The organism is Duganella sp. Dugasp56 (assembly GCF_047304105.1).
In the GTDB taxonomy this organism is placed as follows: domain Bacteria; phylum Pseudomonadota; class Gammaproteobacteria; order Burkholderiales; family Burkholderiaceae_D; genus Rugamonas; species Rugamonas hordei.
The window spans coordinates 68,593-91,530 of record NZ_JBGLYQ010000001.1 but is presented as its reverse complement, the minus strand read 5'-3'; the positions used below and the strand labels follow the sequence as shown (position 1 = coordinate 91,530).

22 protein-coding genes are annotated in these 22,938 nt (G+C 66.2%); 8 read left to right on the top strand and 14 right to left on the bottom strand.

Annotated features, from left to right (window positions below; all coding sequences use genetic code 11):
- Positions 1-92: 92 nt before the first annotated feature.
- Positions 93-1,091, top strand: coding sequence for a LacI family DNA-binding transcriptional regulator (locus ACCD07_RS00425; protein ID WP_413446166.1), 999 nt, complete (start codon positions 93-95; stop codon positions 1,089-1,091).
- Here ACCD07_RS00425 and ACCD07_RS00420 read toward each other — a convergent pair.
- From ACCD07_RS00420 to ACCD07_RS00390, 7 genes are all read right to left on the bottom strand, one after another.
- Positions 1,081-1,866, bottom strand: a complete 786-nt coding sequence (locus tag ACCD07_RS00420) for a transporter substrate-binding domain-containing protein (RefSeq protein ID WP_413446165.1) — start codon at positions 1,864-1,866, stop codon at positions 1,081-1,083. The two genes, ACCD07_RS00425 and ACCD07_RS00420, sit on opposite strands and share 11 nt — an antisense overlap.
- A 12-nt stretch (positions 1,867-1,878) precedes the next feature.
- On the bottom strand, positions 1,879-2,799 hold the full coding sequence (locus ACCD07_RS00415) for an isoaspartyl peptidase/L-asparaginase (protein ID WP_353403582.1): 921 nt from the start codon (positions 2,797-2,799) through the stop codon (positions 1,879-1,881).
- Positions 2,796-3,530, bottom strand: coding sequence for an amino acid ABC transporter ATP-binding protein (locus ACCD07_RS00410; protein WP_413446164.1), 735 nt, complete (start codon positions 3,528-3,530; stop codon positions 2,796-2,798). The genes ACCD07_RS00415 and ACCD07_RS00410 overlap by 4 nt, the downstream gene beginning before the upstream one ends.
- A gap of 1 nt (position 3,531) precedes the next feature.
- Positions 3,532-4,203: an amino acid ABC transporter permease gene (locus ACCD07_RS00405; RefSeq protein ID WP_176650984.1), complete on the bottom strand. Its 672-nt coding sequence runs from the start codon at positions 4,201-4,203 to the stop codon at positions 3,532-3,534.
- Positions 4,203-4,871, bottom strand: a complete 669-nt coding sequence (locus ACCD07_RS00400) for an amino acid ABC transporter permease (RefSeq protein ID WP_413446163.1) — start codon at positions 4,869-4,871, stop codon at positions 4,203-4,205. The genes ACCD07_RS00405 and ACCD07_RS00400 overlap by 1 nt, the downstream gene beginning before the upstream one ends.
- A gap of 100 nt (positions 4,872-4,971) precedes the next feature.
- Positions 4,972-5,697 carry a copper homeostasis protein CutC gene (locus ACCD07_RS00395; protein WP_413446162.1) on the bottom strand — a complete coding sequence of 242 codons (726 nt, stop codon included), beginning with the start codon at positions 5,695-5,697 and terminating at the stop codon, positions 4,972-4,974.
- A complete protein-coding gene (locus ACCD07_RS00390; RefSeq protein WP_413446161.1) occupies positions 5,690-6,610 on the bottom strand; it encodes an ROK family protein in 921 nt (306 codons plus the stop codon). Before ACCD07_RS00390 ends, ACCD07_RS00395 begins: the two co-directional genes overlap by 8 nt.
- Before the next feature lie 14 nt (positions 6,611-6,624).
- Here ACCD07_RS00390 and ACCD07_RS00385 point away from each other — a divergent pair, with 14 nt between their 5' ends.
- The 3 genes from ACCD07_RS00385 to ACCD07_RS00375 are packed head-to-tail and all read left to right on the top strand — an operon-like array spanning position 6,625 to position 7,756.
- Positions 6,625-7,074, top strand: coding sequence for a nuclear transport factor 2 family protein (locus ACCD07_RS00385; RefSeq protein ID WP_413446160.1), 450 nt, complete (start codon positions 6,625-6,627; stop codon positions 7,072-7,074).
- Positions 7,071-7,355 carry a pentapeptide repeat-containing protein gene (locus tag ACCD07_RS00380; protein WP_413446159.1) on the top strand — a complete coding sequence of 95 codons (285 nt, stop codon included), beginning with the start codon at positions 7,071-7,073 and terminating at the stop codon, positions 7,353-7,355. Before ACCD07_RS00385 ends, ACCD07_RS00380 begins: the two co-directional genes overlap by 4 nt.
- On the top strand, positions 7,316-7,756 hold the full coding sequence (locus ACCD07_RS00375) for a pentapeptide repeat-containing protein (protein WP_413446158.1): 441 nt from the start codon (positions 7,316-7,318) through the stop codon (positions 7,754-7,756). The genes ACCD07_RS00380 and ACCD07_RS00375 overlap by 40 nt, the downstream gene beginning before the upstream one ends.
- A gap of 47 nt (positions 7,757-7,803) precedes the next feature.
- Here the strand turns inward: ACCD07_RS00375 and ACCD07_RS00370 are convergent, their stop codons facing one another.
- Positions 7,804-9,192: an amino acid permease gene (locus ACCD07_RS00370; RefSeq protein WP_353403589.1), complete on the bottom strand. Its 1,389-nt coding sequence runs from the start codon at positions 9,190-9,192 to the stop codon at positions 7,804-7,806.
- A 200-nt stretch (positions 9,193-9,392) separates the two neighbouring features.
- On the opposite strand from ACCD07_RS00370, the gene ACCD07_RS00365 reads away from it, so the two are divergent.
- Positions 9,393-10,541, top strand: coding sequence for a glycerate kinase (locus ACCD07_RS00365; protein ID WP_413446157.1), 1,149 nt, complete (start codon positions 9,393-9,395; stop codon positions 10,539-10,541).
- Positions 10,542-13,619, top strand: a complete 3,078-nt coding sequence (locus ACCD07_RS00360; RefSeq protein ID WP_413446156.1) for a response regulator — start codon at positions 10,542-10,544, stop codon at positions 13,617-13,619.
- On the opposite strand, the gene ACCD07_RS00355 is transcribed toward ACCD07_RS00360, so the two are convergent.
- Positions 13,616-14,938 (bottom strand): amino acid deaminase, encoded by a 1,323-nt coding sequence (locus tag ACCD07_RS00355; protein WP_413446155.1) that lies wholly within the window; start codon positions 14,936-14,938, stop codon positions 13,616-13,618. The genes ACCD07_RS00360 and ACCD07_RS00355 overlap by 4 nt on opposite strands.
- A gap of 166 nt (positions 14,939-15,104) precedes the next feature.
- Between ACCD07_RS00355 and ACCD07_RS00350 the strand changes: the two genes are divergently transcribed.
- Complete coding sequence (locus tag ACCD07_RS00350) at positions 15,105-15,374, top strand: GlsB/YeaQ/YmgE family stress response membrane protein (RefSeq protein ID WP_176650975.1); 270 nt, start codon at positions 15,105-15,107, stop codon at positions 15,372-15,374.
- On the opposite strand, the gene ACCD07_RS00345 is transcribed toward ACCD07_RS00350, so the two are convergent.
- The 5 genes from ACCD07_RS00345 to ACCD07_RS00325 all read right to left on the bottom strand — a co-directional run bounded on the left by ACCD07_RS00345 (position 15,371) and on the right by ACCD07_RS00325 (position 21,729).
- Positions 15,371-18,427 (bottom strand): triple tyrosine motif-containing protein, encoded by a 3,057-nt coding sequence (locus tag ACCD07_RS00345; protein WP_413446154.1) that lies wholly within the window; start codon positions 18,425-18,427, stop codon positions 15,371-15,373. The genes ACCD07_RS00350 and ACCD07_RS00345 overlap by 4 nt on opposite strands.
- Positions 18,424-19,788 carry an amino acid permease gene (locus ACCD07_RS00340; RefSeq protein ID WP_353403596.1) on the bottom strand — a complete coding sequence of 455 codons (1,365 nt, stop codon included), beginning with the start codon at positions 19,786-19,788 and terminating at the stop codon, positions 18,424-18,426. The genes ACCD07_RS00345 and ACCD07_RS00340 overlap by 4 nt, the downstream gene beginning before the upstream one ends.
- 92 nt (positions 19,789-19,880) lie before the next feature.
- A complete protein-coding gene (locus tag ACCD07_RS00335; protein WP_413446153.1) occupies positions 19,881-20,525 on the bottom strand; it encodes a glutathione S-transferase family protein in 645 nt (214 codons plus the stop codon).
- Positions 20,526-20,611: 86 nt separating this feature from the next.
- Positions 20,612-20,923, bottom strand: a complete 312-nt coding sequence (locus ACCD07_RS00330) for a YciI family protein (RefSeq protein WP_413446152.1) — start codon at positions 20,921-20,923, stop codon at positions 20,612-20,614.
- Positions 20,920-21,729 carry an SDR family NAD(P)-dependent oxidoreductase gene (locus tag ACCD07_RS00325; protein WP_413446151.1) on the bottom strand — a complete coding sequence of 270 codons (810 nt, stop codon included), beginning with the start codon at positions 21,727-21,729 and terminating at the stop codon, positions 20,920-20,922. Before ACCD07_RS00325 ends, ACCD07_RS00330 begins: the two co-directional genes overlap by 4 nt.
- A gap of 186 nt (positions 21,730-21,915) precedes the next feature.
- Between ACCD07_RS00325 and ACCD07_RS00320 the strand changes: the two genes are divergently transcribed.
- Positions 21,916-22,932 carry a helix-turn-helix domain-containing protein gene (locus tag ACCD07_RS00320; RefSeq protein WP_413446150.1) on the top strand — a complete coding sequence of 339 codons (1,017 nt, stop codon included), beginning with the start codon at positions 21,916-21,918 and terminating at the stop codon, positions 22,930-22,932.
- Positions 22,933-22,938 lie beyond the last annotated feature (6 nt).

Here is a 22,938-nt window from a genome sequence, read left to right as displayed (position 1 = left end):
ACGTGCCTTATTCTTTGTCTTATCCCTTAGCGTATGAGGTTTCGACGGCCTTGTCTGTGGGATAGGGCACCCTGGCCGGTTATAATCGATCCATGACCGATGCCCGGAAACCCGCTCCAGAACCCACCTTGTCCGATGTCGCGACGCTGGCCGGCGTATCGCGGGCGATCGCGTCGCGGGCGCTGTCGGCGCAGCCACGGCCGGTATCGGCCGACAAGCGCGAGCGCGTGGTGCGGGCGGCGGAAACGCTGGGCTTCCGTCCCAACCTGCTGGCGCGCGGGCTGGCCAGCAAGACCGTCAACCTGGTCGCCATCCTCGTCAACCACATCCACGACCTGTCGGACCTGGATTTGTTCGACCTGCTGCTGGCGCAGATACAGGCGATCGGCAAGCAGGTCATCTTCATCCGCGTCGGCGCCGGCGAGGACGCGGAGCGCTTCCTGCGCGACGGCGTGGCCTATCACGTCGATGCCGCGCTGGTGTTTTCCGACTTTGCCGACGCCGCCACGGTGCGCAGCATGTTTCGCAATAACGCGGTGCTGATGCTGAACGGGCATCACGACGAGGGCGCGTCGTCGGTGACGATGGACGAGGCGCAGGGCATCGCCGAAGCAGTGGCCGATGCGGCGGGCAAGGGCGTGCGCACGGCGACGCTGCTGACGGGACGCATGATGTCGCTGGTCGAGCAGGCGCGCGTGGCGTCGTACCGGCAAGCCTTGCAGCGGCACGGCATCAAGCTGCTGGACGAGCTGGCGGGGGACTATTCATATGCCAGCGGCCGCGCGCTGGCGCAGCAGATCGATGTGGAAGGCACCGGCGCCGTGTTCTGCACGTCCGATGCGATGGCGATGGGCGTGCTCGATGCGCATCGCCGGCACTTCCCCGAGCACCGGCCGGCGCGCTTCCGCCTGTACGGCTTCGACAATGTCTCGCTGACGCAGTTCGACGCCTATCCGATTTCGTCGATAGGCGCCGACAAAAAGGAATACGTCGCGCAGATTGTGCGGATACTGAACCAGCCGGCGGAGCTGGCGCAAAACAGCGCCCATGTGCTGGTCGCCACGCGCTTCGTGCCGCGCCTTACCGGCTAGCGCCTTCCAGAACCGGCGGCGCGGTCTTGGCGCCCCACCATTTCTTGTAGTTGGCCGCGTAGGCGCCGCTCCTGACGTAGTCGGCCACGAAGGCGTTCACAAACTTCAGCAGCTCGGGATCGCCTTTGGCCATCGCGATGCCGATCGGACTGTTCGAGTACAGGCCGGGCAGGGTATCCAGCTGGTCGCCCCTGCTGGCCAGGTAGTCCAGCAACGACGAATCCTCGATGCCGGCGTCGGCGCGTTTTTGCTGCAGCAGCAGCACGCCGTCCGGCGCGAAGTTGTCGGTGTAGACGGGAATTGCGCGCGGCGCGGATTGCTTGAGGAAGGCGTCGCCCGGCGTGCCGCGGCCGATCACCACACGCTTGCCGTTCAGGTCCGCCAGCGTCTTGATGCCCGCGCTCTTTTGCACGATGACGCGCAGGCCGGCCTGGTTGTAGGGCATCGAGAAGTCCACCACGCGGGCGCGCTGCGGCGTGATCGACACGTTGGCCACCACCAGGTCGAGCTGCTTCGACATCAGCATCGAGATGCGGGCATCGCTGGAGACGTCGGAGAACCGCACCGGCACCCCCAGCCTGGCCGCCAGCTGCGTGGCGACGTCGACGTCGTAGCCCACCGGTTCGTTCTTGGCGTTGCGGAAGCCGACCGGCTCGCCGCCCAGCGAGACCCCGATGCGCACATAGCCGCGCGCCTTGATTTCTTCGATGCGGCCGGCCTGGGCGCTGGCCGCGAGCATGGCCAGCGCCGCGACGGCGAACAGTTTATTCAGCATGTGCAGTCCTTTCTAGATAGTGCCGGCGACGCGCAGTTCCGGCGCGGCCATCCGTTCGTCCCAGTACCAGTAGCGTATCTCTTCCTCGTTGCGATAGTTGACGACCTTGTGATTCCCCTTGGCGTCGATCGCGTGGATCACCACGCCGGCCAGGAAGCCCGTCTTCAGTTCGGACAGTTCCTCCACCGCCAGCTTGACGGCGTCCTCCAGAGAATAACCCAGCCGCATCGCCAGCACGATGCTGCGCGAAGTCCCGCAGCGCATCGTCATCTCGCCGGTGTGGGTGCAGGCGGCGGCGCCGTAGCGGCTGTCGGCGTAGAAGCCCGCGCCGACGATGGGCGAATCGCCGAGCCGGCCCGGATATTTCCACGCCCAGCCGGAGGTCGACGTGACCACGCCCAGGCCCTCGGCGGCGTCGCGCGCGAGGAAGACGGTGGTGTCGCGCACCCGCTCCGGATCGGTGATCGTGTTGCTGAGCGGGGCCAGTGGAATATCGGGGAAGGCGGCCAGCTGCTCGGGCGACATCTCCTTCTGCAGCCGCTCCCACCATACGCGCTTGCTGTCCGGGTGCAGCGTGTCGTCGACGGCGAAACCGCGTTCGGTGGCGAAGCGGCGGGCGCCGGCACCGGTCAGCATCACGTGCGGCAGGTGCTTCATCACCTCATGGGCCAGCGCGGCGACCGGCAGCGTGGCCGGCACGGCGCCGACCGCGCCGACGTCGCGCGTGGTGCCGTCCATCACGCCGGCGTCGAACTCCATGTCGCCTATCATGTTCGGCCAGCCGCCATAGCCGACGCTGCGCACCTTGGCTTCGCGTTCGACCTTGGCGATACCGGCCACCATGGCGTCTATGCCGGCGCCGCCGCTTTTCAGCAGCTCGACGGTGGTATCGAAGCCGGGCCAGGCCTCGGCGTTTGCAAGCAGCATTCTCATGATTTGCTCATACGTGAAAGGAATTGGGCGATGCGTGGATGCGCCAGGCCGCCATCGGCGGCAAAGAATTGTGCGGTCGGCAGGTCGGCCAGCAGGCGCCCCTGGTCGAGGAAGACGACGCGGTTGGAGATGCTGCGCGCGAATTCGATTTCGTGGGTGACGAACAGCATCGTGGTGCCCGCTGCGGCGAGCTTGGCGAGGATGTCCAGCACTTCGGCCGTCATCTCCGGATCCAGCGCGCTGGTCACCTCGTCCAGCAGCAGGTAGCGCGGCTTCATCGCCAAGGCGCGGCAGATGCCGACGCGCTGGCGCTGTCCGCCGGACAGCTGGGCGGGGAAGGCGTTGGCCCGGTCGACCAGTCCGACGGAGGCGAGCAAGGCGCGCGCTTCCTCCTCGGCCTGGCGGCGCGGGATTTTCAGCACTTCCACCGGCGCCAGCGCGATGTTCTGCAGCGCCGTCATGTGCGGGTACAGGTTAAACAGCTGGAATACTGTGCCGGAGCAGCGGCGCGCCAGTTGCAGTTGTTTCGGGTCGTCGACGCGATGGCCATCGACGGCGATGCTGCCCCGGTCCAGTTTTTCCAGTCCGTTGATGCAGCGTATCAGCGTGGATTTGCCGGAGCCGCTGGCGCCGAGGATGGACACCACTTCGCCCGGCGCAATGCGCAGGTCTACGCCATCCAACACGGTGGTGGCGCCGAATTTCTTCCCCACGCCCTCGATCTCGATCATGCTACAAACCCTTCCATTGACTATGCGCGCGCAAGCGCGTCTCGAGGCCCGCGCAGGCCCTGGCGATCAGCTTGGCCATCAGGTAGTACAGCAGCCCGACCACCGTCCAGACGATGAAGGGCTTCAAGGTGCGCAGGTTCAGGATGTGGCCGATCTTGGTCAGGTCCAGCACACCGACCACCGAGATCAGCGATGTGACCTGGAGCTGGTTGACCAGCAATCCGGTCAGCGGCCCGAGTCCGAACGCGGCGGCCTGCGGCGCGACGACGTGGCGCAGCACCTGCCAGCGGCTCATGCCGAATACCCGCGCCGTTTCCAGCTGTTCGCGGCCGACCGATTCGATGGCCGACACGGCGATCACGTAGATGAAGGCGGCGGTATTGCCGGACAGGGTGATGACGGCCGCCTGCACCGGCGTCAGGTCGGTCTCCAGCAGCACCGGCAGGCCGAAGAAGACCAGGAACAGCTGCACCAGCACCGGCGAATTTTTCAGCAGCTCGGCGACGGCGCCGGCCAATGGCGCCAAGAGCGGCGTGCGATAGTAGCGCAGCACGGCCCAGGCCAGGCCGATCAGCAGTCCGATGGCGGTGGTGGCGGCGAACAGCGCGACGGATACGCCCAGCCCTTGCAGCAGCAGCAGGATGTCGTTGGGCGTGAAGTCGGAATAGCGCATCAGCTGCCCAGTGCGCGGTCGCGGTTCAGGCGGCGGTGCAGGGCGCCGGCCGACAGCGAGACCAGATACGTCAGCGTCACGTAGGCCAGCAGCAGCAGGGCGTACACCTCGAACGGCTGGAAGGTGTCGGCGGCGACGATCTTGGCGCTGCCGGTCAGTTCATTGACCGTGATCGCGGACAGGATGGACGACGTCAGTATCAGGTTGACGAACACGGAGCCCAGCGGCCGGACCGAGGTGCGCAGCGCGATCGGCAGCACGATCCGGCGGTAGATCGTCAGCCGCGACAGGCCGCTCACCTGGGCCGCTTCCAGCACGCCGGGTTCGATGGCAAGGATGCCGGAGCGGATCGCGTCCGAGGTGAAGGCGCCGCCGGCCAGCGACAGCGCCAGGACACCGGTGCCGAAGGCATCCAGTTCGATGCCGATTTCGGGCAGGCCGTAGAACAGGAAGAACAGCTGCACGATGAAGGGGACGTTGCGGAAGATGTCGACATAGGCATTTGCCGCGCGGCGGGCCAGCGGCGAGGCGGCGGTGCGCATCAGCGCGGCCACGATGCCCAGTGCGAGGCCGCCGGCCAGGGCCAGCGCGCAGGCGACCGCGGTCAGGCGGGCGCCGGCCGCCAGGTCGCCGAGGTAGGGTGCCAGAATAGTCGGATCGAACGCCAAACAGGGTGCTCCAGCTAAAAGTGAAACCGGTTTCACTGCAATACGGACGAGTGTCACACAAACTGCCCGGAGTTTCAAGAGGGAGGCGGCGGGACGGTGGCTAAAGCAGGGCTTCCTTCAGCGCGCTGACGCGTTCGCGGCTGGTCTGGCGGCGGTTGCCGCTGTCGAAGCCGAAGGCCAGCGCCGGCGCGCCGGACACCGGCGACGGCGCCGAACACGAGGCATGCACCTCCTGCAGCGGCAGGCGCGCCCGCAACTGCCCGATATTCTCGGCGTTGATGCCGGCGCCGGGCATGACGGCGATGCTCCCGGCGGCCGCGTCGAAGCAGCGCCGCAAGCCGTCCATGCCCTGCAGGGCGCTCTTGGCGCCGCCCGAGGTCAGGATGCGCTCGAAGCCGAGGTCTATCGCCAGCCTGGTCGCCTGCGCAATGTCGGGACACAGGTCGATCGCCCGATGCAGCGTTGCCGGCAGCGCGTGGTCGCGGGCCCGCCGTATCAGCCGGTCCAGCGTTTGCTGGTCCAGGCGGCCGTCGCGCAGCGACACGCCCAGCACCACCCCCTGCAGGCCGGCCGAAGCGACGGCGTCGATCTCATTGAGCATCAGCTGCACCTCGACGTCGTCGAAGATGAATTCGCCGCCGCGCGGACGTATCATCGCGTAGACCGGCACCGTGCTGGCCGCCGCCACCCGCATCAGCCCCGCCGAAGGGGTCAGGCCGCCGATCTCCAGCGCCGAGCACAGTTCGATCCGGTCGGCGCCGCCGGCGATGGCGGCCGCCAGGCCATCCACATTGTCGACGCAGACTTCCAACATGATTTCAGCCATGTGCACCTCCAAGTTTGCCCAGTCCCAGCCACGCGGCGCCGATCAGTCCCGGCTCGGCGCCCGCCTGTCCCGGCACGATGATGGGGCCATCGGTCTTGCGCAGGATGGCGCCGCGCACCGCGCTGTCGAGCCGCGCGATCAGCGGCGCGCTGTTGGCCAGGCCGCCGCCGACCGGCAGCACCGAGGCGCCGATGGTATTGACCAGCATCGCCAGCGGCCCGCACAGCAGGTCGATGAAACAGTCCACCGTGCGCTCCGCGTCGGCCGCGCCGGCCTCCCATGCGGCGATGATCTGGCGGCTGTCGAGCGCCGCGCCGTGCAGCGCGTGGTGCAGGCGCTCCAGCCCGCGCGCGCCGCCCACCGTATCGAGGCAGCCGGTCTGGCCGCAGCCGCAGGCGAAGCGCGGAATCGCCACCGGCGGCGTGCCGGCAAAGTGGGCGGCGACCGGGCCGTGGCCCCATTCGCCGGCAAAGCCGCCTGGACCGCCGATCAGCCGGCCCTCGATCACCAGTCCGCCGCCGACGCCGGTGCCCAATATCAGCCCGAAGACGTTGGCGTGGCCACGTCCCGCGCCGGCCTGCGCCTCGGCCAGCGCGAAGCTGTCGGCGTCGTTGGCGATCCAGACCGGCAGTTTAAAGGCATCCTCAAGATCCGCGGCTAGCGCTCGGCCGTCGATGCAGGGTATATTTGCGCACTTGATGCGGCCGTCGGCGGGATCGATCACTCCCGCGATGGAGATGGCGACGCCGTCAGAGGGGCCGCCGTCGGCGATCAAGGCACCCATGGCCGCGGTGAACGCGGCAAAGTCGTTCGTGGGCGTGGGGACGCGGCGCAAGGGGCCGATGCTGCCGTCCGCAGCCGCGCTGGCGCACTTGATGGCGCTACCGCCGATATCGAAGCATGTAATTTTCATGATTGGAATGATAGATGAAAAAGCTCCTGTTGTGCCTATGCTGGGCACTCCCGACCTCCGTCCTGGCCGCGCCATGCCTGCCGACCGATGCCCTGGTCGCGCGCGATTCCCAGTATGAAGAAGCGCTGCGGCTCGGCGATGTACCGTTCCTGCGGGACCTGCTGGCGGACGACTACGTCTGGGTCCACACGCTGGGAGCGCAGGTCGAGACCAAGGCCGTCATCCTGGCCCGTTCCGAAAAGCCGGCTATCGTCTACAAGGCCCGCACCACCAGCGACGTCCATGCCCACATCCAGGGCGACACCGTGGTGCTGCGCGGCCTGAGCACCGTCGATCAGTGGAACGCCGACGGCAAGACCTTCCGCAGCAACCGTTACCAGTTCATGCGCACCTATGTCAATGACGGCGGCAAGTGCAAGCTGCTGTCGAATCAAACGATGAAAGTATGGTCCAGCGAAAAATGACTGAAACCACGAACACCAGAGTCTCCGGCGCAACGCTGGACAGGGCCGCACTGGAAGAGCACCTTGCGCAACCGGTGCGCAGCTTCGACAACTGCAGCTTCGACGACGCCGACCTGTCGCGTCTCGACCTGCAAGGCTGCACCTTCGAACGCTGCACCTTTGTCGACGCCAGCCTGTTCGCCGCCAAGCTGGCGCGTAGCAGCTGGCTGCGCTGCCGCGGCGGTGGCGCGGATTTCGAGTGGTGGATGCGGTCGACGCGCGCTTCGATGGCTGCGACCTGAATAACACCAAGTGGCGCCGCGCCAAGCTGGCGGCGGTGTCCTACCGCGGCTGCAAGCTGACCGGCGCGTCGTTCGAGGAAGTCGCGCACCTCGGCATCAGCTTCGAGGAAAGCCTGCTGGTGGGCGCCGACCTGCGCGCCATGTCGTTCAAGAAGATGACGCTGAAGGAGCTGGATTTTTCCGACGCCTACCTGGCCGGATGCGATTTCCGCGAAGCGGTGTTTGAAGGCGGCAGCCTGCGCAATGCCACGTTGAAGCTGGCGAAATTCCAGGGAGCGGATTTGCGGGGCGCGGATATCGAAGGCGTGAAGCTGACCGAGGCCGGCCTGTTCAAAGGCGCGATCATCTCGCACGCGCAGGCGGCCAGCTTCCTGCGCGAGCTGGACCTGATCGTTGTCTAGTGGACTGCCGCCGGCAGGACAGCCGGCGGCGAAGATAATTCAGATACTTAGTTCAGTTCCGAGCGCTTGCGGGCGTAGCCGAAGTAGATCGCCAGGCCGATCACCAGCCAGATCACGAAGGCGATCCAGGTGAACGAGCTCAGATAGGTCATCAGCATGACGCAGAAGATAACGGCCAGCGCCGGGATCACCGGCACGCCCGGGCAGCGGAAGGCGCGCTTCAGGTCTGGGCGGGTTTTGCGCAGGATGATAACGGCGATCGACACCAGGCTGAATGCGGCCAGCGTGCCGATGTTGATCAGCTCCGTCAGCACGTTCAGCGGCACCACGGCGGCGATCAGGCCGAACACGATGCCGACCAGCCAGGTGGCGAAGAACGGCGTGTGGAAGCGCGGATGCACCTTCGACAGGCGCTTCGGCAGCAGGCCGTCGCGCGACATGGCGAAGATGATGCGGGTCTGGCCGTAGGCCATCACCAGGATCACGGTGGTCATGCCCAGGATCGCGCCCAGGTCGACGAAGCCGGCGAACCAGTTCTCGCCCGCGTGCTGCAGCGCCAGCGACACCGGATGGTCGATGCCGAGGAATTGCTGGTACGGCACGATGCCGGTCATGATGGCCGACACCACCACGTACAGGATGGTGCAGGCGGCCAGCGAACCGATGATGCCGATCGGCAGATCGCGCTCGGGGCGTTTCACTTCCTCGGCGGCCGAGGTCACGGCGTCGAAGCCGATGAAGGCGAAGAACACCAGCGCGGCGGCGCTCAGCATGCCGTTGTAGCCGAACGGCAGGAACGGCTGCCAGTTGGCCGGCTGCACGTGACGCGCGCCGACCACGATGAACAGCAGCACCACGCCGACCTTGATCGCCACCATGACGTTGTTCAGGCGGGCCGATTCACGCACGCCCCAGCTCAGCATCGCGGTCAGCACCAGCATGATGCACAGCGCCGGCAGGTTGATCAGCGTGTGCACGCCGGGCAGCGCGCCCGGAGCGGCCGTCAAGGCGACCGGAAGATGGATGCCGAAGCCGGCGATCAGCGACTGGAAGTAGCCGGACCAGCCGACCGATACCGCCGACGTGGCCAGGCCGTATTCGAGCAGCAGGTCCCAGCCTATCATCCAGGCGGCCAGTTCGCCGAGGGTGGCGTAAGTGTAGGTGTAGATGGAGCCGGCCACCGGGATGGTGGAAGCGAATTCCGCGTAGCACAGCGCGGCAAAGCCGCAGGCGATGGCGGCGACGATGAACGACAGCGTCAGCGCGGGGCCGGCGGTGACGGCGCCGGTGCCGGTCAGGACGAAGATGCCGGTGCCGACGATGGCGCCGATACCCATCAGGATCAGGTCGAAGGGACCGAGTACTTTCGCCAGGCCGCCGGGTTTGCGGCTGTTGGCGATCATGTCGTCAAGGTTCTTTGTTCTAAAGATGCTCAAAATGGCTCCAATTTTATTGTGTTTATCTCTGTTCCCAAGACGGCCTCATGAGCCGTTTCAGGCAACGGCAAATAATACAGGAAGTTGGCGCTTGTGCCGAGGTTGTTGTTATATGGGCAAGCCAAATCCGCGAATCGGCGGCCAGCATGTTGCTGTTTGGTGCGATACTTGCTGTATCGACTGTTGATTGGGTTTCCCTGATGAAAATTGTGATTGCGCCCGACTCGTTCAAGGAGAGCCTGACCGCGATGGAGGTGGCCAATGAAATCGAGGCCGGCTTCCGCGAGTTCTTCCCGGACGCCGAGTATCGCAAGCTGCCGGTGGCCGACGGCGGCGAAGGCACGGTGCAGGCGATGATAGACGCCAGCGGCGGGCGCCGCATTGAGCTGCAGGTCGCCGGCCCGCTGGGCGCGCCGGTCGCCGCGTTCTACGGCATGATGGGGGATGGGAAAACAGCGGTGATCGAAATGGCCGCCGCCAGCGGGCTGGAACTGCTGGCGCCCGCGCAGCGCGATCCGATGCGCACCACCAGCTACGGCACCGGCGAGTTGATACGCCATGCGCTCGACGCCGGCGCGCGGCGCTTCGTGCTGGGCGTGGGCGGCAGCGCCACCAACGACGGCGGCGCCGGCATGCTGCAGGCGCTGGGCGTGCGCATGCTCGATGCCGGCGGCGCCGAGCTGTGCGCCGGCGGCGGCGCCTTGCGCGCGCTGGCCCGGATCGATGCCGCCGGTCTCGATGCGCGCATCGCCGAGGCGCAATTCGACGTCGCCTGCGACGTCAGCAACCCGCTGGTCGGCCCGCAGGGAGCCTCGCATATCTTCGGCCCGCAAAAAGGCGCCGATGTCGCCACGGTCCTGCAACTGGACGACAACCTGCGCCACTACGCCGCCATCGTCGCCCGCGACCTGGGGCGGCAGCTGGCCGAGGTGGCCGATGTGCCGGGCTCCGGCGCCGGCGGCGGCATCGCGGCGGCGATGCTGGTGTTCCTCGGCGGCCGGCTGCGTCCCGGCAGCGAGATCGTGACGGCGGCGGTCGGGCTGGATGCGGCCGTGGCAGACGCCGACCTGGTGATCACCGGCGAAGGCCGCATCGACAGCCAGTCCATCCACGGCAAGACGCCGATCGGCGTGGCGCGCGTGGCGCAGCGGCACGGCAAGCCGGTGATCGGCATCGCCGGCTGTCTGGCGCCGGGCGCCGGCGTGGTGCACCAGCACGGCATTGACGCCGTGTTCGCGGCGGTCGCTCGCCCGTGCAGCGTCGAGCAGGCGCTGGCCGAGGCGGCGCAGAACGTGCGCAGCGCCGCGCGCAACGTGGCGGCGGTGCTCAGCCTGGGCGCCAGGTTGTAGATGAAGCCAGCCGCCCGACGCCCGCTGCCGTCGATCCGGACGCAGATCTACACTTTGGTGTGGGCCTGCGCGCTGCCGGCCGTTGTCGGCTTTGCGCTGTTGGCGAATAACTTCTTCGAGCGCGAACGCGCGCAGATCCAGCATGAGGCGCTGATCACCGCGCGCGCCCTGATGCGGGTGGTCGACCGCGACCTGAACACAGGCATCTCCCTGGCGTTGGCCTTGAGCCATTCGCCCAGCCTGGACCGGGGCGACCTGACCGCGTTCCACCGCCAGGCCACGCGGGCACTGGGTCCCGAATTCCCCGGCTTTAATTTTGTGCTGAGCGACCGCGACTCGGTCCAGCTGCTCAACACCGTGCGGCCGTTCGGCGGATCGATGGCCGATCCGGGCAGCCTCGAACGCATCCGCAAGGTGTTCGATACCGGGCGGACGGTGGTGTCGGATGTGTTTATCGGCGGCGCGCTGAAACGGCCGCTGGTGGCGGTGCACGTGCCGGTGATCCGCGACGGCAAGGTGATCTACTGTATCTCGGTGGGCTTCGTGCCGGAGCGGCTGGGCAAGGTGTTGATGGAACAGGGATTGTCGAAGGGACGGGTGGCCGGCATTTTCGATACGCAGGGCGTGACTGTGGCGCGCACACTCGAACCTGAAAAATACATCGGCAAACCTGGCTCGCCCTCGCTGCTGGCGCAGATGGGGCGCAGCGGCGACGCGGTGATCGAATCGACCACCCACGAGGGAACGCCGGTGTATTCGATGATCAGCCATTCGACGGCCACCGGATGGGCGGTGGTGATCGCCGTCCCGCGCAGCACGGTGCTGGCGGAGATGCTGAAATCGATCAGGTGGATCAGCCTGTTGGTGGCGGGACTGCTGGCGATGGGCGTCGCGATGGCCTGGTACTTTGCGCGCCGCATCGGCGATTCGGTCAGCATGCTGTCGCTGGCGGCGACCGCGCTGGGGCGCGGCGGCGGCGCCGTCTCCGGGCGCGGGCGCGCGCGGCCGACCTTCCTCGAGGCCGACGATGCCCTGCAGACGCTGCACGCGGTGGAGACGGAACTGCAGCAGTACCGCGACCGCCTGGAAAGCGTGATCGAGGAACGCACGCTGCAACTGAAATCGGCCCGGCGCGAGGCGATCGACAAGGAGCTGCGCACGCGCACCGTGATGGAAAACGTCGGCGACGGCATCATCACCATCAACGCCAGTGGCGTGATCGAATCGTTCAACCGCGCCGCCTCGGGCATTTTCGGCTATACGACGGAGGAGGCGGTCGGTTCCAACATCGTGCGGCTGATGCCGGAGCGGATGCGGGGCGCGCATGACGCGGGCATGAAGCGCTACCTTGGCGGCGGCGCGCCGACGGTGGTAGGCAAGAACAATGTCGAGCTGGAGGGACTGCGCAAGAACGGCACCACCTTCGCGCTGCAGCTGTCGATACGGGCGCTGCATGTCGAAGGCCAGCCGCTGTTCGTCGGCATCGTGCGCGACGTCACGGAGCAGAAGCGCGCCGAAACGGAACTGCGGCAGGCGATGGAGCAGGTGCAGATCGCCAGCGCCGCCAAGGACATCTTCGTGGCCAATATGAGCCACGAACTGCGCACGCCGATGAACGCCGTGCTGGGCATGGCGCATTTGCTCAGCACCACCGGGCTGTCGCAGGAGCAGGCACGCTACCTGGAGATGATACGGGCTTCCGGACAGTCGCTGCTGGGGATACTGAACGATATCCTGGACTACTCCAAGATGACCGCCGGGAAGATCGAAATCCATCCGGCGAGCTTCCATCTGGACGAGGTGCTGCATTCGCTGGCCAGCATCATGAGCGTCAGCGTCGGCGAAAAGAACCTGGAGCTGTGCATCGGCGTGGAGCTGGACGTGCCGCGCATGCTGGTGGGCGACGCGCTGCGCCTGCAGCAGATACTGGTCAACCTGACCGGCAACGCCATCAAGTTCACCGCGCAGGGCGAGGTGTCGGTGCTGGTGGAGCGCGCGGACGGCGACGGCCCGCTGCTGATGCTGCGCTTTACCGTGCGCGACACCGGCATCGGCATGAGCGGGGAACAGCTGGCGCGTTTGTTCTCGCCGTTCACGCAGGGCGACCTGTCGACCACACGGCGCTTCGGCGGCACCGGGCTGGGACTGACGATCTCCAAGGGCCTGATCGAGCTGCTGGGCGGGACCATCGCCGTGCACAGCGTGGTCGGGGAGGGCAGCACGTTTGCGTTTACGCTGCCGATGAACCCTTCCGGCGAGGCGGCGGCGGAGACCGGCAAGCAGGCCGGCCGTCTGCACCTGCTGGTGGTGGACGACAACCCGACCAGCCGCTCCTTCCTCGGCAAGACCATCATGGGCTGGAACTGGACCTGCGATGTCGTGGCCTCGGGCGAGGAAGCGCTGGAGCTGCTGGATGGCGGACGGACTTACGATGCGGCGCTGGTGGACTGGCAGATGCCCGGCATGGACGGTCCGGCCGCCATGAGCGCGATCCAGCGGCAGATGCCGGGCGTGCCGGTGATCTGCATGGTCAACGCGTTCGGGCGCAACAAGCTGGTAGAGGAAGCCGCGTCGAACAGCGCGTCGGCATTCCTGACCAAGCCGGTGACATCGTCCACACTGTTCGACGCGATGCAGACGGCGCTGGCGCATCGCCCGGTTGGCGCGGTGGACGGCGATCCGGTGGCGGCACCGGCGTTTGCGGGCCTGCGCGTGCTGCTGGTCGAGGACAACCTGATCAACCAGCATGTGGCGCGCGGCATCCTTGAACACGCCGGCGCCGTGGTGACGGTGGCGGACAACGGCGAGGCCGCGCTTGCGCGCCTGCGCGAGAGCAGCGGCTACGACATGGTGTTGATGGACGTGCAGATGCCGGTCATGGACGGCTTTGCGGCGACGCGCGCGATTCGCACCGAGCTGGCGCTGGCCTTGCCGGTGATCGCGATGACGGCCGGCGTGATGGAGTCCGAGCGCGAGCAGTGCATCGCCGCCGGCATGGACGATTTCATCGGCAAGCCGATCGACGTCGAGCAGATGTTCGCCGTCATGAAGAAGCACCTGCCCGCAGGCGCGGCCTAAAAGAAGGTATTGACGGCGTGGCGCACGCTGTAGTCGTCGTCTACCGCCAGGATCAGGGGCCACTTGTCGAAGGTGGTGCAGGGGTGCGAAATGCCGCAGCCTATCAGGTCGCCGACCTCCAGTTCCGCTCCGATGGCATGGCCCTCCGGCAGCCGCAGATAGGCGTGTTGGTCGTTCATTTTCTCGATGCGGCAGCCGTCCGGCAACGCTGCGGGCCTGGCCGCGGCCGTGCCCGGGCGGTGCGACAGCAGGGCGCGCGGCAGGTCCATGTCGTAAGAGGCGTCGCGCTTGCCCATGCCCAGTATCGCCAGCGTCGGCTCGGGACGCGACAGCACCATGCTCCACACTTCCAGCGCCGGCCGCAGGCCCTGGTCCTGCGCCGTGCCTTCGCGCTCGTTGAGCTGGGCGATCATGCCGTTATAGAAGCCGTGGTCGCTGGTCAAGTAGCAGCCGCTGCGCAGCACCGGCAGCACCGTGCGCGACAAGCCCTTGACCTGCGCGAAGCCTGCGGCGACCAGGTCGAAGTAGGCGGAGCCGCCCGCCGACAGCAGGATCTGGTCGCGCGTGAACAGCTGCTCGGCGTCGGCCTGGCGCAGCAGCTCGGACAATTGACCGACAAAGCCGCCGACGGCCTCGCGGTCCTGCTTCGCGTCGTGGCTGTGCAGCAGGCCCTCGTAGCCCTCCATGCCGGCCAGTTCGAGGCCGGGCGCGGCGGCGACCTCTCGCGCCAGCGCCAGGGCCTGGTCCGTGCTCCGGCAGCCGGCGCGTTTGCCGGCCAGGCCCAGCTCCACCAGCAGCGGCAAGGGCCGCTGCATGCCCAGCTTTTTCGCCGCCTGCGACAGGCGCGCCACGCCGGCGCTGGAATCGACCAGCGCGTAGAACTCGAACGATGGATCGCGCTGCATCAGCGTCAGCATGGCGTGGATGTCGGCCGGCGCCACCAGCTGGTTGGCCAACAGCACGCGCCGCACGCCGAAGCGGTAGGCCACCTGCACTTGCGCGGCGGTGGCCAGCGTCATGCCCCAGGCGCCGTTGGACAGCTGGGCGTCGAACAGCTGGGGGCTCATCGTGGTCTTGCCGTGAGGCGCCAGTTGCGCGCCGTACTGCGCGCAGAAGCGCCGCATCCATTGCAGGTTGTGCTCCAGCGCCGAGATCTTCAGCAGCGCCACCGGAAAGCCGGTCTCCGCCCGCAACACGTTCCAGTGCTGGGCTGCGATGTCCGCCTGGCGCAGCGGCATGGTGATCGGCAGTCCCTTGACGCCGGGCTGCAGCAGCTGCTGTTCAAGCTTGGTGATGGAGGCTGGGGCGGTGCGGTTCAAGTGTGGTCCCGTTCAGAGTGCATGTGCTTGCCGCCATTTTACTCCGTCGCGAGGCAGGAGCAGTCCGACGCCGTGGCGGCGCCAACTCCGATAGGCGCGAACGACCGGGCTTTGGATAATCGTCACACAGCGGCCGCCGGCCGCGTTGATCACACGGAGGAGTACGATGAATATCATCATCTGGATAGTGGTGGGAGGAATACTGGGCTGGCTGGCCAGCCTGGTCATGCGAACCGACGCGCAGCAGGGGCTGGTGCTGAACGTCGTGGTCGGCATAGTCGGCGCGCTGCTCAGCGGCTGGCTGCTGGCGCCGATGCTGGGCACCGGCACCATCAATGCGAACGACTTCAGCGTCGAATCACTGGCGGTATCCTTCGTCGGCGCGCTGGTGCTGCTGGCCGTTGTCAACCTGCTGCGGCGCGGCCGGTTGCGCTAGGCGGCTTTGGGGTGCTGCCGGCGGCGCCACCCGCGCCGCACGCCGCCGGCGTAGGCCAGGCGGGCCGGAACGGTCAGCGTCACGCGGGTGCCTTTGCCGGGTGCGCTATCGATGTCCAGCTTGCCCCCGGCGCGCGCCGCCCGTTCGCGCATGCCGACCAGGCCGTAGTGTCGGGGGCTGTTCTCGCCCTGTACCTCGGCGGCGGTCATGCCCTTGCCGTTGTCGACCACCTGCAGCATGAAGTGTTCGCGTTCGTAGATGAGCTGCACCTCCACCTGGGCCGCACCGGCATGATGGAAGGCGTTGCGCATCGCTTCGCGGCCGATCTCGCAGGCTTCCTCCGCCACCAGGGCGTCGAGCTTGACGCGCGCGCCGCAGACCATCAGCACGAATCGGGTGCCGGGATGCTCGCTTTCCAGCTGGAGGCCGGCCTCGCGCGCGGCGCGCTCGACGTCGTCGATGCGGCCGGAGCGCAGCTCGTGCACCTGGTCGCGGCCTTCGACGACGGTGTCGCTGGCATTGTCGAGGATGGGCTCCAGCGCCTTGCGCGCCGCGCTGTCTTGCGGCAGCGTGGTGACGACCACGTCCAGCCGCAGTATGATCGCCTGCACGCTCTGCAGGAAGGTATCGTGCAGCGTGCGGGCGATGCGTTCGCGTTCCGCCATGCGCACGTGCATGCGCTCGGCCACGCGTTCGACGGCGACGCGCATGCGGTGCAGGTAAAGCAGGTACAGCAGGCCGGCCGCCGCCAGCACGCATAGTAGCTTGAACCAGATGCTCTGCACGAAGGTCGGCGCGATCTCGAATTCCAGCAGCGCCTCCTGCTCGACCGGCACGCCGTCGTCGTTCCAGGCGCGCACGCGGAAGCTGTAGCTGCCCGGGCCGAGGTTGGTGTAGTAGGCGGTGCGGCGGCCGCCTGCCTCCAGCCAGTCGCCGTTGACGCCGGACAGCCGGTACTGGAAACGCATCGCCTCGGGCTTGCCGAGGCCGGGCGCGGTGAACTGGATGTCCAGGTCCTGCGATCCGGGCGGCAGGCGCAGGCCGGCCTTGGCGGCGTAGCTGATGGCGCCGGCGTCGATGCGCAGCACCCGCACTTCCGGCTTGAAACCGTTGCGGCGGATCTGGCCCGGGGCCAGCCGCACGATGCCGCCGCTGGCCATGAACCACAGCTGGCCCGCGCGGTCGGCAAACACGCTGGGCAGGCGGTTCTCCACCATCGCCTGGCCCGGATAGCCATCCAGGGCGCCGGTCAATTCGTAGCGCAGCGGCGCGTCCGGATGGTCGACGGCGTCGCGCCAGTCGTCGCGGCGCACGTGGACCACGCCCTTGGCGCCGTTGAGCCAGCGGTCGCCGTCGGCGGTGATGGCCATGCCGGAGATGTTGACCAGCGCGTCGGGCCGGTCGGTCTTGAGCATGCGGAAGCCCTGGCCCTGCAATACCGCCAGGCCCTGGTCGCCGCCGGCCACGACGTCCTCGCCGGCGGTGATGCTGGTGATCAGCCCCAGGGCACGGCCGTCGTATGTGGTCATCTTGCCGTTGTCGTTGAAGACCAGCATGCCGTCTGCCGTGGCGTGCCAGCGCTGGCCGGCGCCGCGCCCGGGTGCGCCGAGGAAGATGCGTGGCGACAGCGTGAAGGCGCTGCGCGGCAGCCAGCGGCCGTCCACGTAGCCCATCAGGCCGACCTTGGAGGCCGCCATCCACAGCACCTTGCCGTCGTCCTGCAGACCGAGCACGTCGAGGTCCGTGGGCTGGCCGTCGGGGCCCGGCGGCAGCGGTATCTTGCTGACCTGGCCGTGCAGGCGGCGCTCGATCTCGCGCCGGCCCGCCAGCAGCAGCGCGCCGTCGCGGGCGTTGGCCACCACCGAGAACGGCTGGCTGCGTTCTTCCTGCGGCGCCTTGCCCGGCGCCAGTCGCCAGGCGGTGGCGGTGTTCTGCGTGGTGGCCCAGACGCCGCCCTCGGTGTCGCCGGCCATGCTGAAAATGCCGGCCGACAGCGGCACCCGCGCCGGTATCAAACGGTTTTCGCGGAAGCGGTCGAGGCCACCCTGGGTGGCGATCCAGATATTGCCTTCGCGGTCTTCCATGATGACGTTGGCGGCGCGCGCGGACATCTGTGTGAGCGGATTCAGCGTGTCTGTGGCGTCGCGCACCGGCGTGAATGCGTCCTGCCGTTGGCCGCCGCGCGCCACCACACACAAGCCCTGCGGACAGTGCTGGGTCCACAGATTGCCGTCACGGTCGAACTGGCCGGCCCAGCGTGATTCGGCCGGATTGAAGCCGGCTGAACGCGGCAGCGCGCGGGCCGGGGCGTAGCCGGGCGGAAGGCTCAGCGCCAACGGCACCGGCTGCAGGCGCTGCCCATCGGCCAGCCACAGGCGGCCGTCGGGCGATTGAATCAGCGCGGCGTCGTTGGCCTGCGCCAGCACTTGCTGGAATTTTCCGGTGGCGCGGTCCAGGCGGTACAGGCCCAGGGCATTGATGGTCCAGACCTGGCCGTACTGGTCGAGCAGTACGCTCTTTGCCATCAACTCCGGCAGGCCTTGATCCGGGCCGATCTTGCGCGGCTGGCCGTGCGCATGCAGGAACAGGCCGTTGTCGCTCGCGATCCACACGCCGCCGTCGCTGTCCGGCGCCAGCGTCATGACGCGGCCGTTCTTGCTGTCGAATGCGGGCAGGTCTTCCAGCCTGCCGTCCTTGTGCAGCACCGACAGGCTGCCGACCATGTAGCTGATCCACAGGTCGCCGTTGTCCTGCGCGCGCAGTTCGGTGATGCGGCGGCGGGCGAATTCGCCGTTGATCGGCAGGACGTAGCGTTCGAAGCGCACGCCGTCGAAGCGGAACAGGCCGGTCGTGGTACCCAGCCACAGCCAGCCGTCCGGTGTCTGCGCCAGGCTTTTTACCTCGCCCGGCGCGCCGTCGCGCGCGGTCCATGAGGCGTGATTGTAGTCGTCGAGCCGGATGTCCGGATTGAGCGCCGCGGCCGGCGCGCACGCCAGCCACAGCATGGCGGCGCCGACGAGGGCACGCCAGCTCCGGCCGCGCCGCACGTTCATTGCACCGCTGCGGCGCTTGGCTTTTTGGTGCGCAGCTGGTAGCCGACGCCCAGCACCGCCAGCCATACCGGGATCAGGTACACCGACAGCTGCAGGTCCGGCGTCATGTACATCACCACCAGGATGCCGGCCAGGAAGGCCAGGCACAGGTAGTTGGTCAGCGGGTAGCCCAGGCTGCGGAACGCGGTGGTCTGGCCCTCGGCCTTTTTCTGCGCGCGGAAGCGCAGGTGGATCCAGCTGATCATGCCCCAGTTGATGATCAGCGCCGAGACGACGAGTCCCATCAGGAAGCCGAAGGCCTTGCCCGGCATGAAGTAGTTGACGGCCACGCAGATGCCGGTCGCCAGCGCGGACACGCCCAGCGCCGCCAGCGGCGCGCCGCGCTTGTTCAACTTCAGCAGCGCCTGCGGCGCGTTGCCTTGCTTGGCCAGGCCGTACAGCATGCGGGTGTTGGAATACACGCAGCTGTTATACACCGACAGCGCGGCCGTCAGCACCACCGCGTTCAGCGCGTGCGCCACCAGGTTGCTGTTCAGCGCATGGAAGATCAGCACGAACGGGCTGCCGCCGGTGACCACCTTCTGCCAGGGGTACAGCGACAGCAGGATGCCCAGCGCGCCGATGTAGAAGATCAGGATGCGGTAGATGGCCTGGTTGGTGGCCTTGGGAATGGTATGTGATGGATTGTCCGCCTCGGCGGCGGTGATGCCGATCAGCTCCAGGCCGCCGAACGAGAACATGATGACGGCCATCGCCATGACCAGGCCGCCGACCCCGTTGGGGAAGAAGCCGCCGTGTTGCCACAGGTTGGCGACCGTGGCTTCCGGACCGGCGCTGCCGGAGAACAGCAGGTAGGCGCCGAACACGATCATGCCGACGATGGCGACCACCTTGATGATGGCGAACCAGAACTCCATCTCGCCGAAGGCCTTGACGTTGGACAGGCTGATGGTGTTGATGATGACGAAGAAGGCCAGCGCCGAAACCCAGGTCGGGATCGCGGGCCACCAGTACTGGACGTAGATGCCGACCGCCGACAGTTCGGCCATGCTGACCAGCACATACAGCACCCAGTAGTTCCAGCCCGCCGTGAAGCCGGCCAGGTGGCCGCAGTATTTGTCGGCGAAGTAGCTGAACGAACCGGCGACCGGCTCGTCGACCACCATCTCGCCCAGCTGGCGCATGATGAAGAAGGCGATCAGGCCGGCCATGCCGTAGCCCAGCAGCACCGACGGCCCGGCCATCTGTATGGTTTGGGCGATGCCGAGGAACAGGCCGGTGCCGATGGCGCCGCCAAGCGCGATCAGCTGGATGTGCCGGCTCTTCAGGCCCCGTTTGAGTTCGTTCTTACCATCTGCCATCTGATTCCCTGGGCGGTATGCAAAAACGATGATTCTAATGCAAAAGCCGGACGGTGAAAAAGAAATCGCACCGCCGGCCTGGGCGGTTGCGTCTAGTCTTGCGGGAAACGCTCGCGCCAGAAGGCCGTGAGACGGGGATCTTCGTCCACGCGGCGTACCACCGGCGTCATGCGGGGCGCGACCTCGTAGAAACGATCGCGCCAAGGGCCGAAGCGGGAGACCACCGTGACGTAGAGGTCAAGCACGGACAGATCATCACCAAGAAGATAGCGGCCCGGCTCTAGCTGGCGATCCATGTTGTTCCAACAAAATGCGATGCGCTCATGCACTGCGTTGACCACGGACGTTCGTGCGCTGACGGGCGCGCCGATACGCTGGACATCGGGTTTGATCCAATGGAGCGAGTAGATGGCTGAGGATACGTAGACCATCCATCGCAGAAACTGACGTCGCCGAGCGTCTTCCGGCGCCGGCGCCAGGCCCGCGTCAGGGTACATATCCGCGAGGTAGATCAGTATCGCCGCGCTCTCCGTCATGACCTCTCCGTCTGGCATGACCAAGGTTGGGATCTGCCGCATCGGATTTTCCGTTGCGACGCGGTTCCTGGCTTCCTCATCCACCCAAGTGGCGCCCTCGATGAGGGAATACGGAACACCGAGAAGTGTCAGCGCGGCTTCGACGGCGATCGATCCCGACGCTTGTGCACCATAAACCGTGAGAAGGGTCACATCTGCCATCGGGTTCCCTGAGCGGTATGCAAAGACGCTGATTCTAATGCAAAAGCCGGCGGGCGAAAAAGAAATCGCGCCGCCGGCTTCGGGCATCACTCGTGCGGCGGCAATGGCTTGAATTTCAAATGCAACATGGTGTAGTGCTCGTAGTGGCCCACGCCGTGTTTGATAATCGGATCTTCCGATGTCAACGCGCCGATCTCCTGGTCGTCCGCGATCTGGTACAGCGACACCCCATAGCCGCCAGTCTCATCGATCACCGGTCCATGCGCCACAATCACGCCTTGGCCCAGCAACTGGTTCAGATAGCTGCCATGCCGCTGCATCCAGGCTTGCTCATCGGCAGACATGGTGGCCAGGAAGTTCGCGCGTGGCGGAACGTATTTGCAGAGGTAGTATTTCATGATAGGGCGGTCTCCACACTTTTCAGAATCGAACCTTCAAACATCTTCGGCGCATAGCTTTGCAGGAACAGAATCATGCCGGTCATCTTGCCGACCGGATTGCTGAATTTCGGTTCCTGCGTGCTGATCAACCGATTAATGGTATCGACCACCGCATCCGGCGCCTCCGCTTCATCGATGCCCTTTTGAGTTGCGGCATTCGCCTTGCGGCGATAGCTGTTGTAATCCGCGATATTGGTCTGGCTTGCCGCAACTGCGTTATGGGCCAGGTTGGTCTTGAACCACACCGGCTCAACCATGCTGACCTTGATGTTGAATTGGTTCAGCTCGAAGCGCAGCGATTTGAAGTACCCCTGTACCGCGTGCTTGGAGGCGCTGTAAAACGACAGGTTGGGCGGTCCGATCAGGCCGACGATGGAACTGACCGTAATAATCTGCCCCTGCTTCTGCGCGCGGAACCGCGGCAGCAAAGCATTCGTCACCTTCACCGTGCCCCAGAAGTTGGTTTCAAACTGCTGCCTCCCCAGCTCAATCGAGGTCTCCTCGGCGATGCCCGTCACCATGTAGCCAGCGTTATTGACCAGCACATCGAGCTTCGACGTGTGCTGGAACAGCGCTTCCGTGAATGCCCGGATGGAGCGGTCGTCGCCGATATCCAGTGGGAGCAGCTTGAACGGCAACTTGCCGGCATGCTTTTCCGGCTCGCGGCTGGTGCCGATCACTGTGTGGCCTTGTTGGTGCAGGTGGTTCGCCAACAGCAAGCCGAAACCCGACGATGCGCCGGTAATCAGGATAGTCTTTTTCATTTCATTGCCTTCTTTGTAGAGTTTTGCAGTGGCTTTACTTTGCCTGAGGCGGACGATGCTGGCACTCGCCAATCGCGCCACATAAGCGCAAAATGCGCCAACTTCACCGTAGGCGTCCTGGCGCAGTTGGCTATTGTGGTGGCGTGTTCTGCGAGCTAGACTGATCCCATGAACTCATCAAATAAAATGGACTATGCGATCTGGCCGGGCTGGCGCCTGTTGATGCAGGATGCGGGGCTGGCCACCGCGCCGGTACTGCGCCGCGCGCAATTGCCCGGCGACTTGTTCGTGCGCCAGAACGTGCGTCTGGATGCAGCCAACTTCTTCAAGCTGTGGACCGCGATCGACGACGAAGCGGCATCGCTCGCCCCGGACCTGCCGGCGCCACTGCGTATCGCCAAGGTCATGTCCTCTGAATGGTTCGATCCTGAACTGTTTGCCGCGCTGTGCAGTCCTAATCTGGCCGCTGCGCTGGATCGGATCAGCAAGTACGTCAAATTAATCGCGCCCATGAGCATCAACATGACGCGTGCGCCGGCGCAGACCACTGTCACCATCGACTTCATCGACCCCACCACGCGGCCGCCGTTGGTGTTCCTGGCGTTCAAGCTGGTTTTCTTTGTTCAGCTGGCGCGCCTGGCGACGCGCACGCATGTCCAGCCACTGCGCGTCAGTTGGCCTCTTCATGCCATCACCGCAGCGGACGCGGATAAATACGCCTCGCACTTTGGCATGGCGCTGACCGATGCGCAGCTGGCCACGTTGGTATTCGCCAACGAGGATATGGACCGCCCCTTTCTTACCGAAAACCACAAGATGTGGCTGTTTTTCGAACCGTCGTTGCGGCAGCGGCTGGCCGATCTGGACCGCAGCGCCGGCATGCTGGAGAGGGTGCGCAGCACGTTGCTGGAATGCCTGCCTGCCGGCGAAGTGTCGATGCTGACGGTCAGCCGCAAGCTGGCAGTCAGCACGCGCACGCTGCAACGTCGGCTGAAAGAGGAGGGCACCACGTTCCAGCAAACGCTGGATATGCTGCGCGGTTCGCTGGCACACCACTATTTGCGCAACACGCACATGTCGGGTGCGGAGATCTCCTTTCTGTTGGGCTTCGAGGATTCCAATTCCTTTGCCAGGGCATTTCATGCCTGGACAGGAAAGACCCCGCAGACGGTAAGGGAGGAAAGCGTTGCGACAACGGTTTAACGCCTC

Coding starts and splice junctions, on each gene's coding strand:
- ACCD07_RS00410 (WP_413446164.1), bottom strand. CDS start 3,530: ATGATCGAGATCGAGGGCGTGGGGAAGAAATTCGGCGCCACCACCGTG.
- ACCD07_RS00415 (WP_353403582.1), bottom strand. CDS start 2,799: ATGAGAATGCTGCTTGCAAACGCCGAGGCCTGGCCCGGCTTCGATACC.
- ACCD07_RS00340 (WP_353403596.1), bottom strand. CDS start 19,788: ATGGCAGATGGTAAGAACGAACTCAAACGGGGCCTGAAGAGCCGGCAC.
- ACCD07_RS00350 (WP_176650975.1), top strand. CDS start 15,105: ATGAATATCATCATCTGGATAGTGGTGGGAGGAATACTGGGCTGGCTG.
- ACCD07_RS00420 (WP_413446165.1), bottom strand. CDS start 1,866: ATGCTGAATAAACTGTTCGCCGTCGCGGCGCTGGCCATGCTCGCGGCC.
- ACCD07_RS00330 (WP_413446152.1), bottom strand. CDS start 20,923: ATGAAATACTACCTCTGCAAATACGTTCCGCCACGCGCGAACTTCCTG.
- ACCD07_RS00345 (WP_413446154.1), bottom strand. CDS start 18,427: ATGAACGTGCGGCGCGGCCGGAGCTGGCGTGCCCTCGTCGGCGCCGCC.
- ACCD07_RS00390 (WP_413446161.1), bottom strand. CDS start 6,610: ATGAAAATTACATGCTTCGATATCGGCGGTAGCGCCATCAAGTGCGCC.
- ACCD07_RS00385 (WP_413446160.1), top strand. CDS start 6,625: ATGAAAAAGCTCCTGTTGTGCCTATGCTGGGCACTCCCGACCTCCGTC.
- ACCD07_RS00325 (WP_413446151.1), bottom strand. CDS start 21,729: ATGAAAAAGACTATCCTGATTACCGGCGCATCGTCGGGTTTCGGCTTG.
- ACCD07_RS00405 (WP_176650984.1), bottom strand. CDS start 4,203: ATGCGCTATTCCGACTTCACGCCCAACGACATCCTGCTGCTGCTGCAA.
- ACCD07_RS00360 (WP_413446156.1), top strand. CDS start 10,542: ATGAAGCCAGCCGCCCGACGCCCGCTGCCGTCGATCCGGACGCAGATC.
- ACCD07_RS00395 (WP_413446162.1), bottom strand. CDS start 5,697: ATGGCTGAAATCATGTTGGAAGTCTGCGTCGACAATGTGGATGGCCTG.
- ACCD07_RS00320 (WP_413446150.1), top strand. CDS start 21,916: ATGGACTATGCGATCTGGCCGGGCTGGCGCCTGTTGATGCAGGATGCG.
- ACCD07_RS00335 (WP_413446153.1), bottom strand. CDS start 20,525: ATGGCAGATGTGACCCTTCTCACGGTTTATGGTGCACAAGCGTCGGGA.
- ACCD07_RS00425 (WP_413446166.1), top strand. CDS start 93: ATGACCGATGCCCGGAAACCCGCTCCAGAACCCACCTTGTCCGATGTC.
- ACCD07_RS00380 (WP_413446159.1), top strand. CDS start 7,071: ATGACTGAAACCACGAACACCAGAGTCTCCGGCGCAACGCTGGACAGG.
- ACCD07_RS00365 (WP_413446157.1), top strand. CDS start 9,393: ATGAAAATTGTGATTGCGCCCGACTCGTTCAAGGAGAGCCTGACCGCG.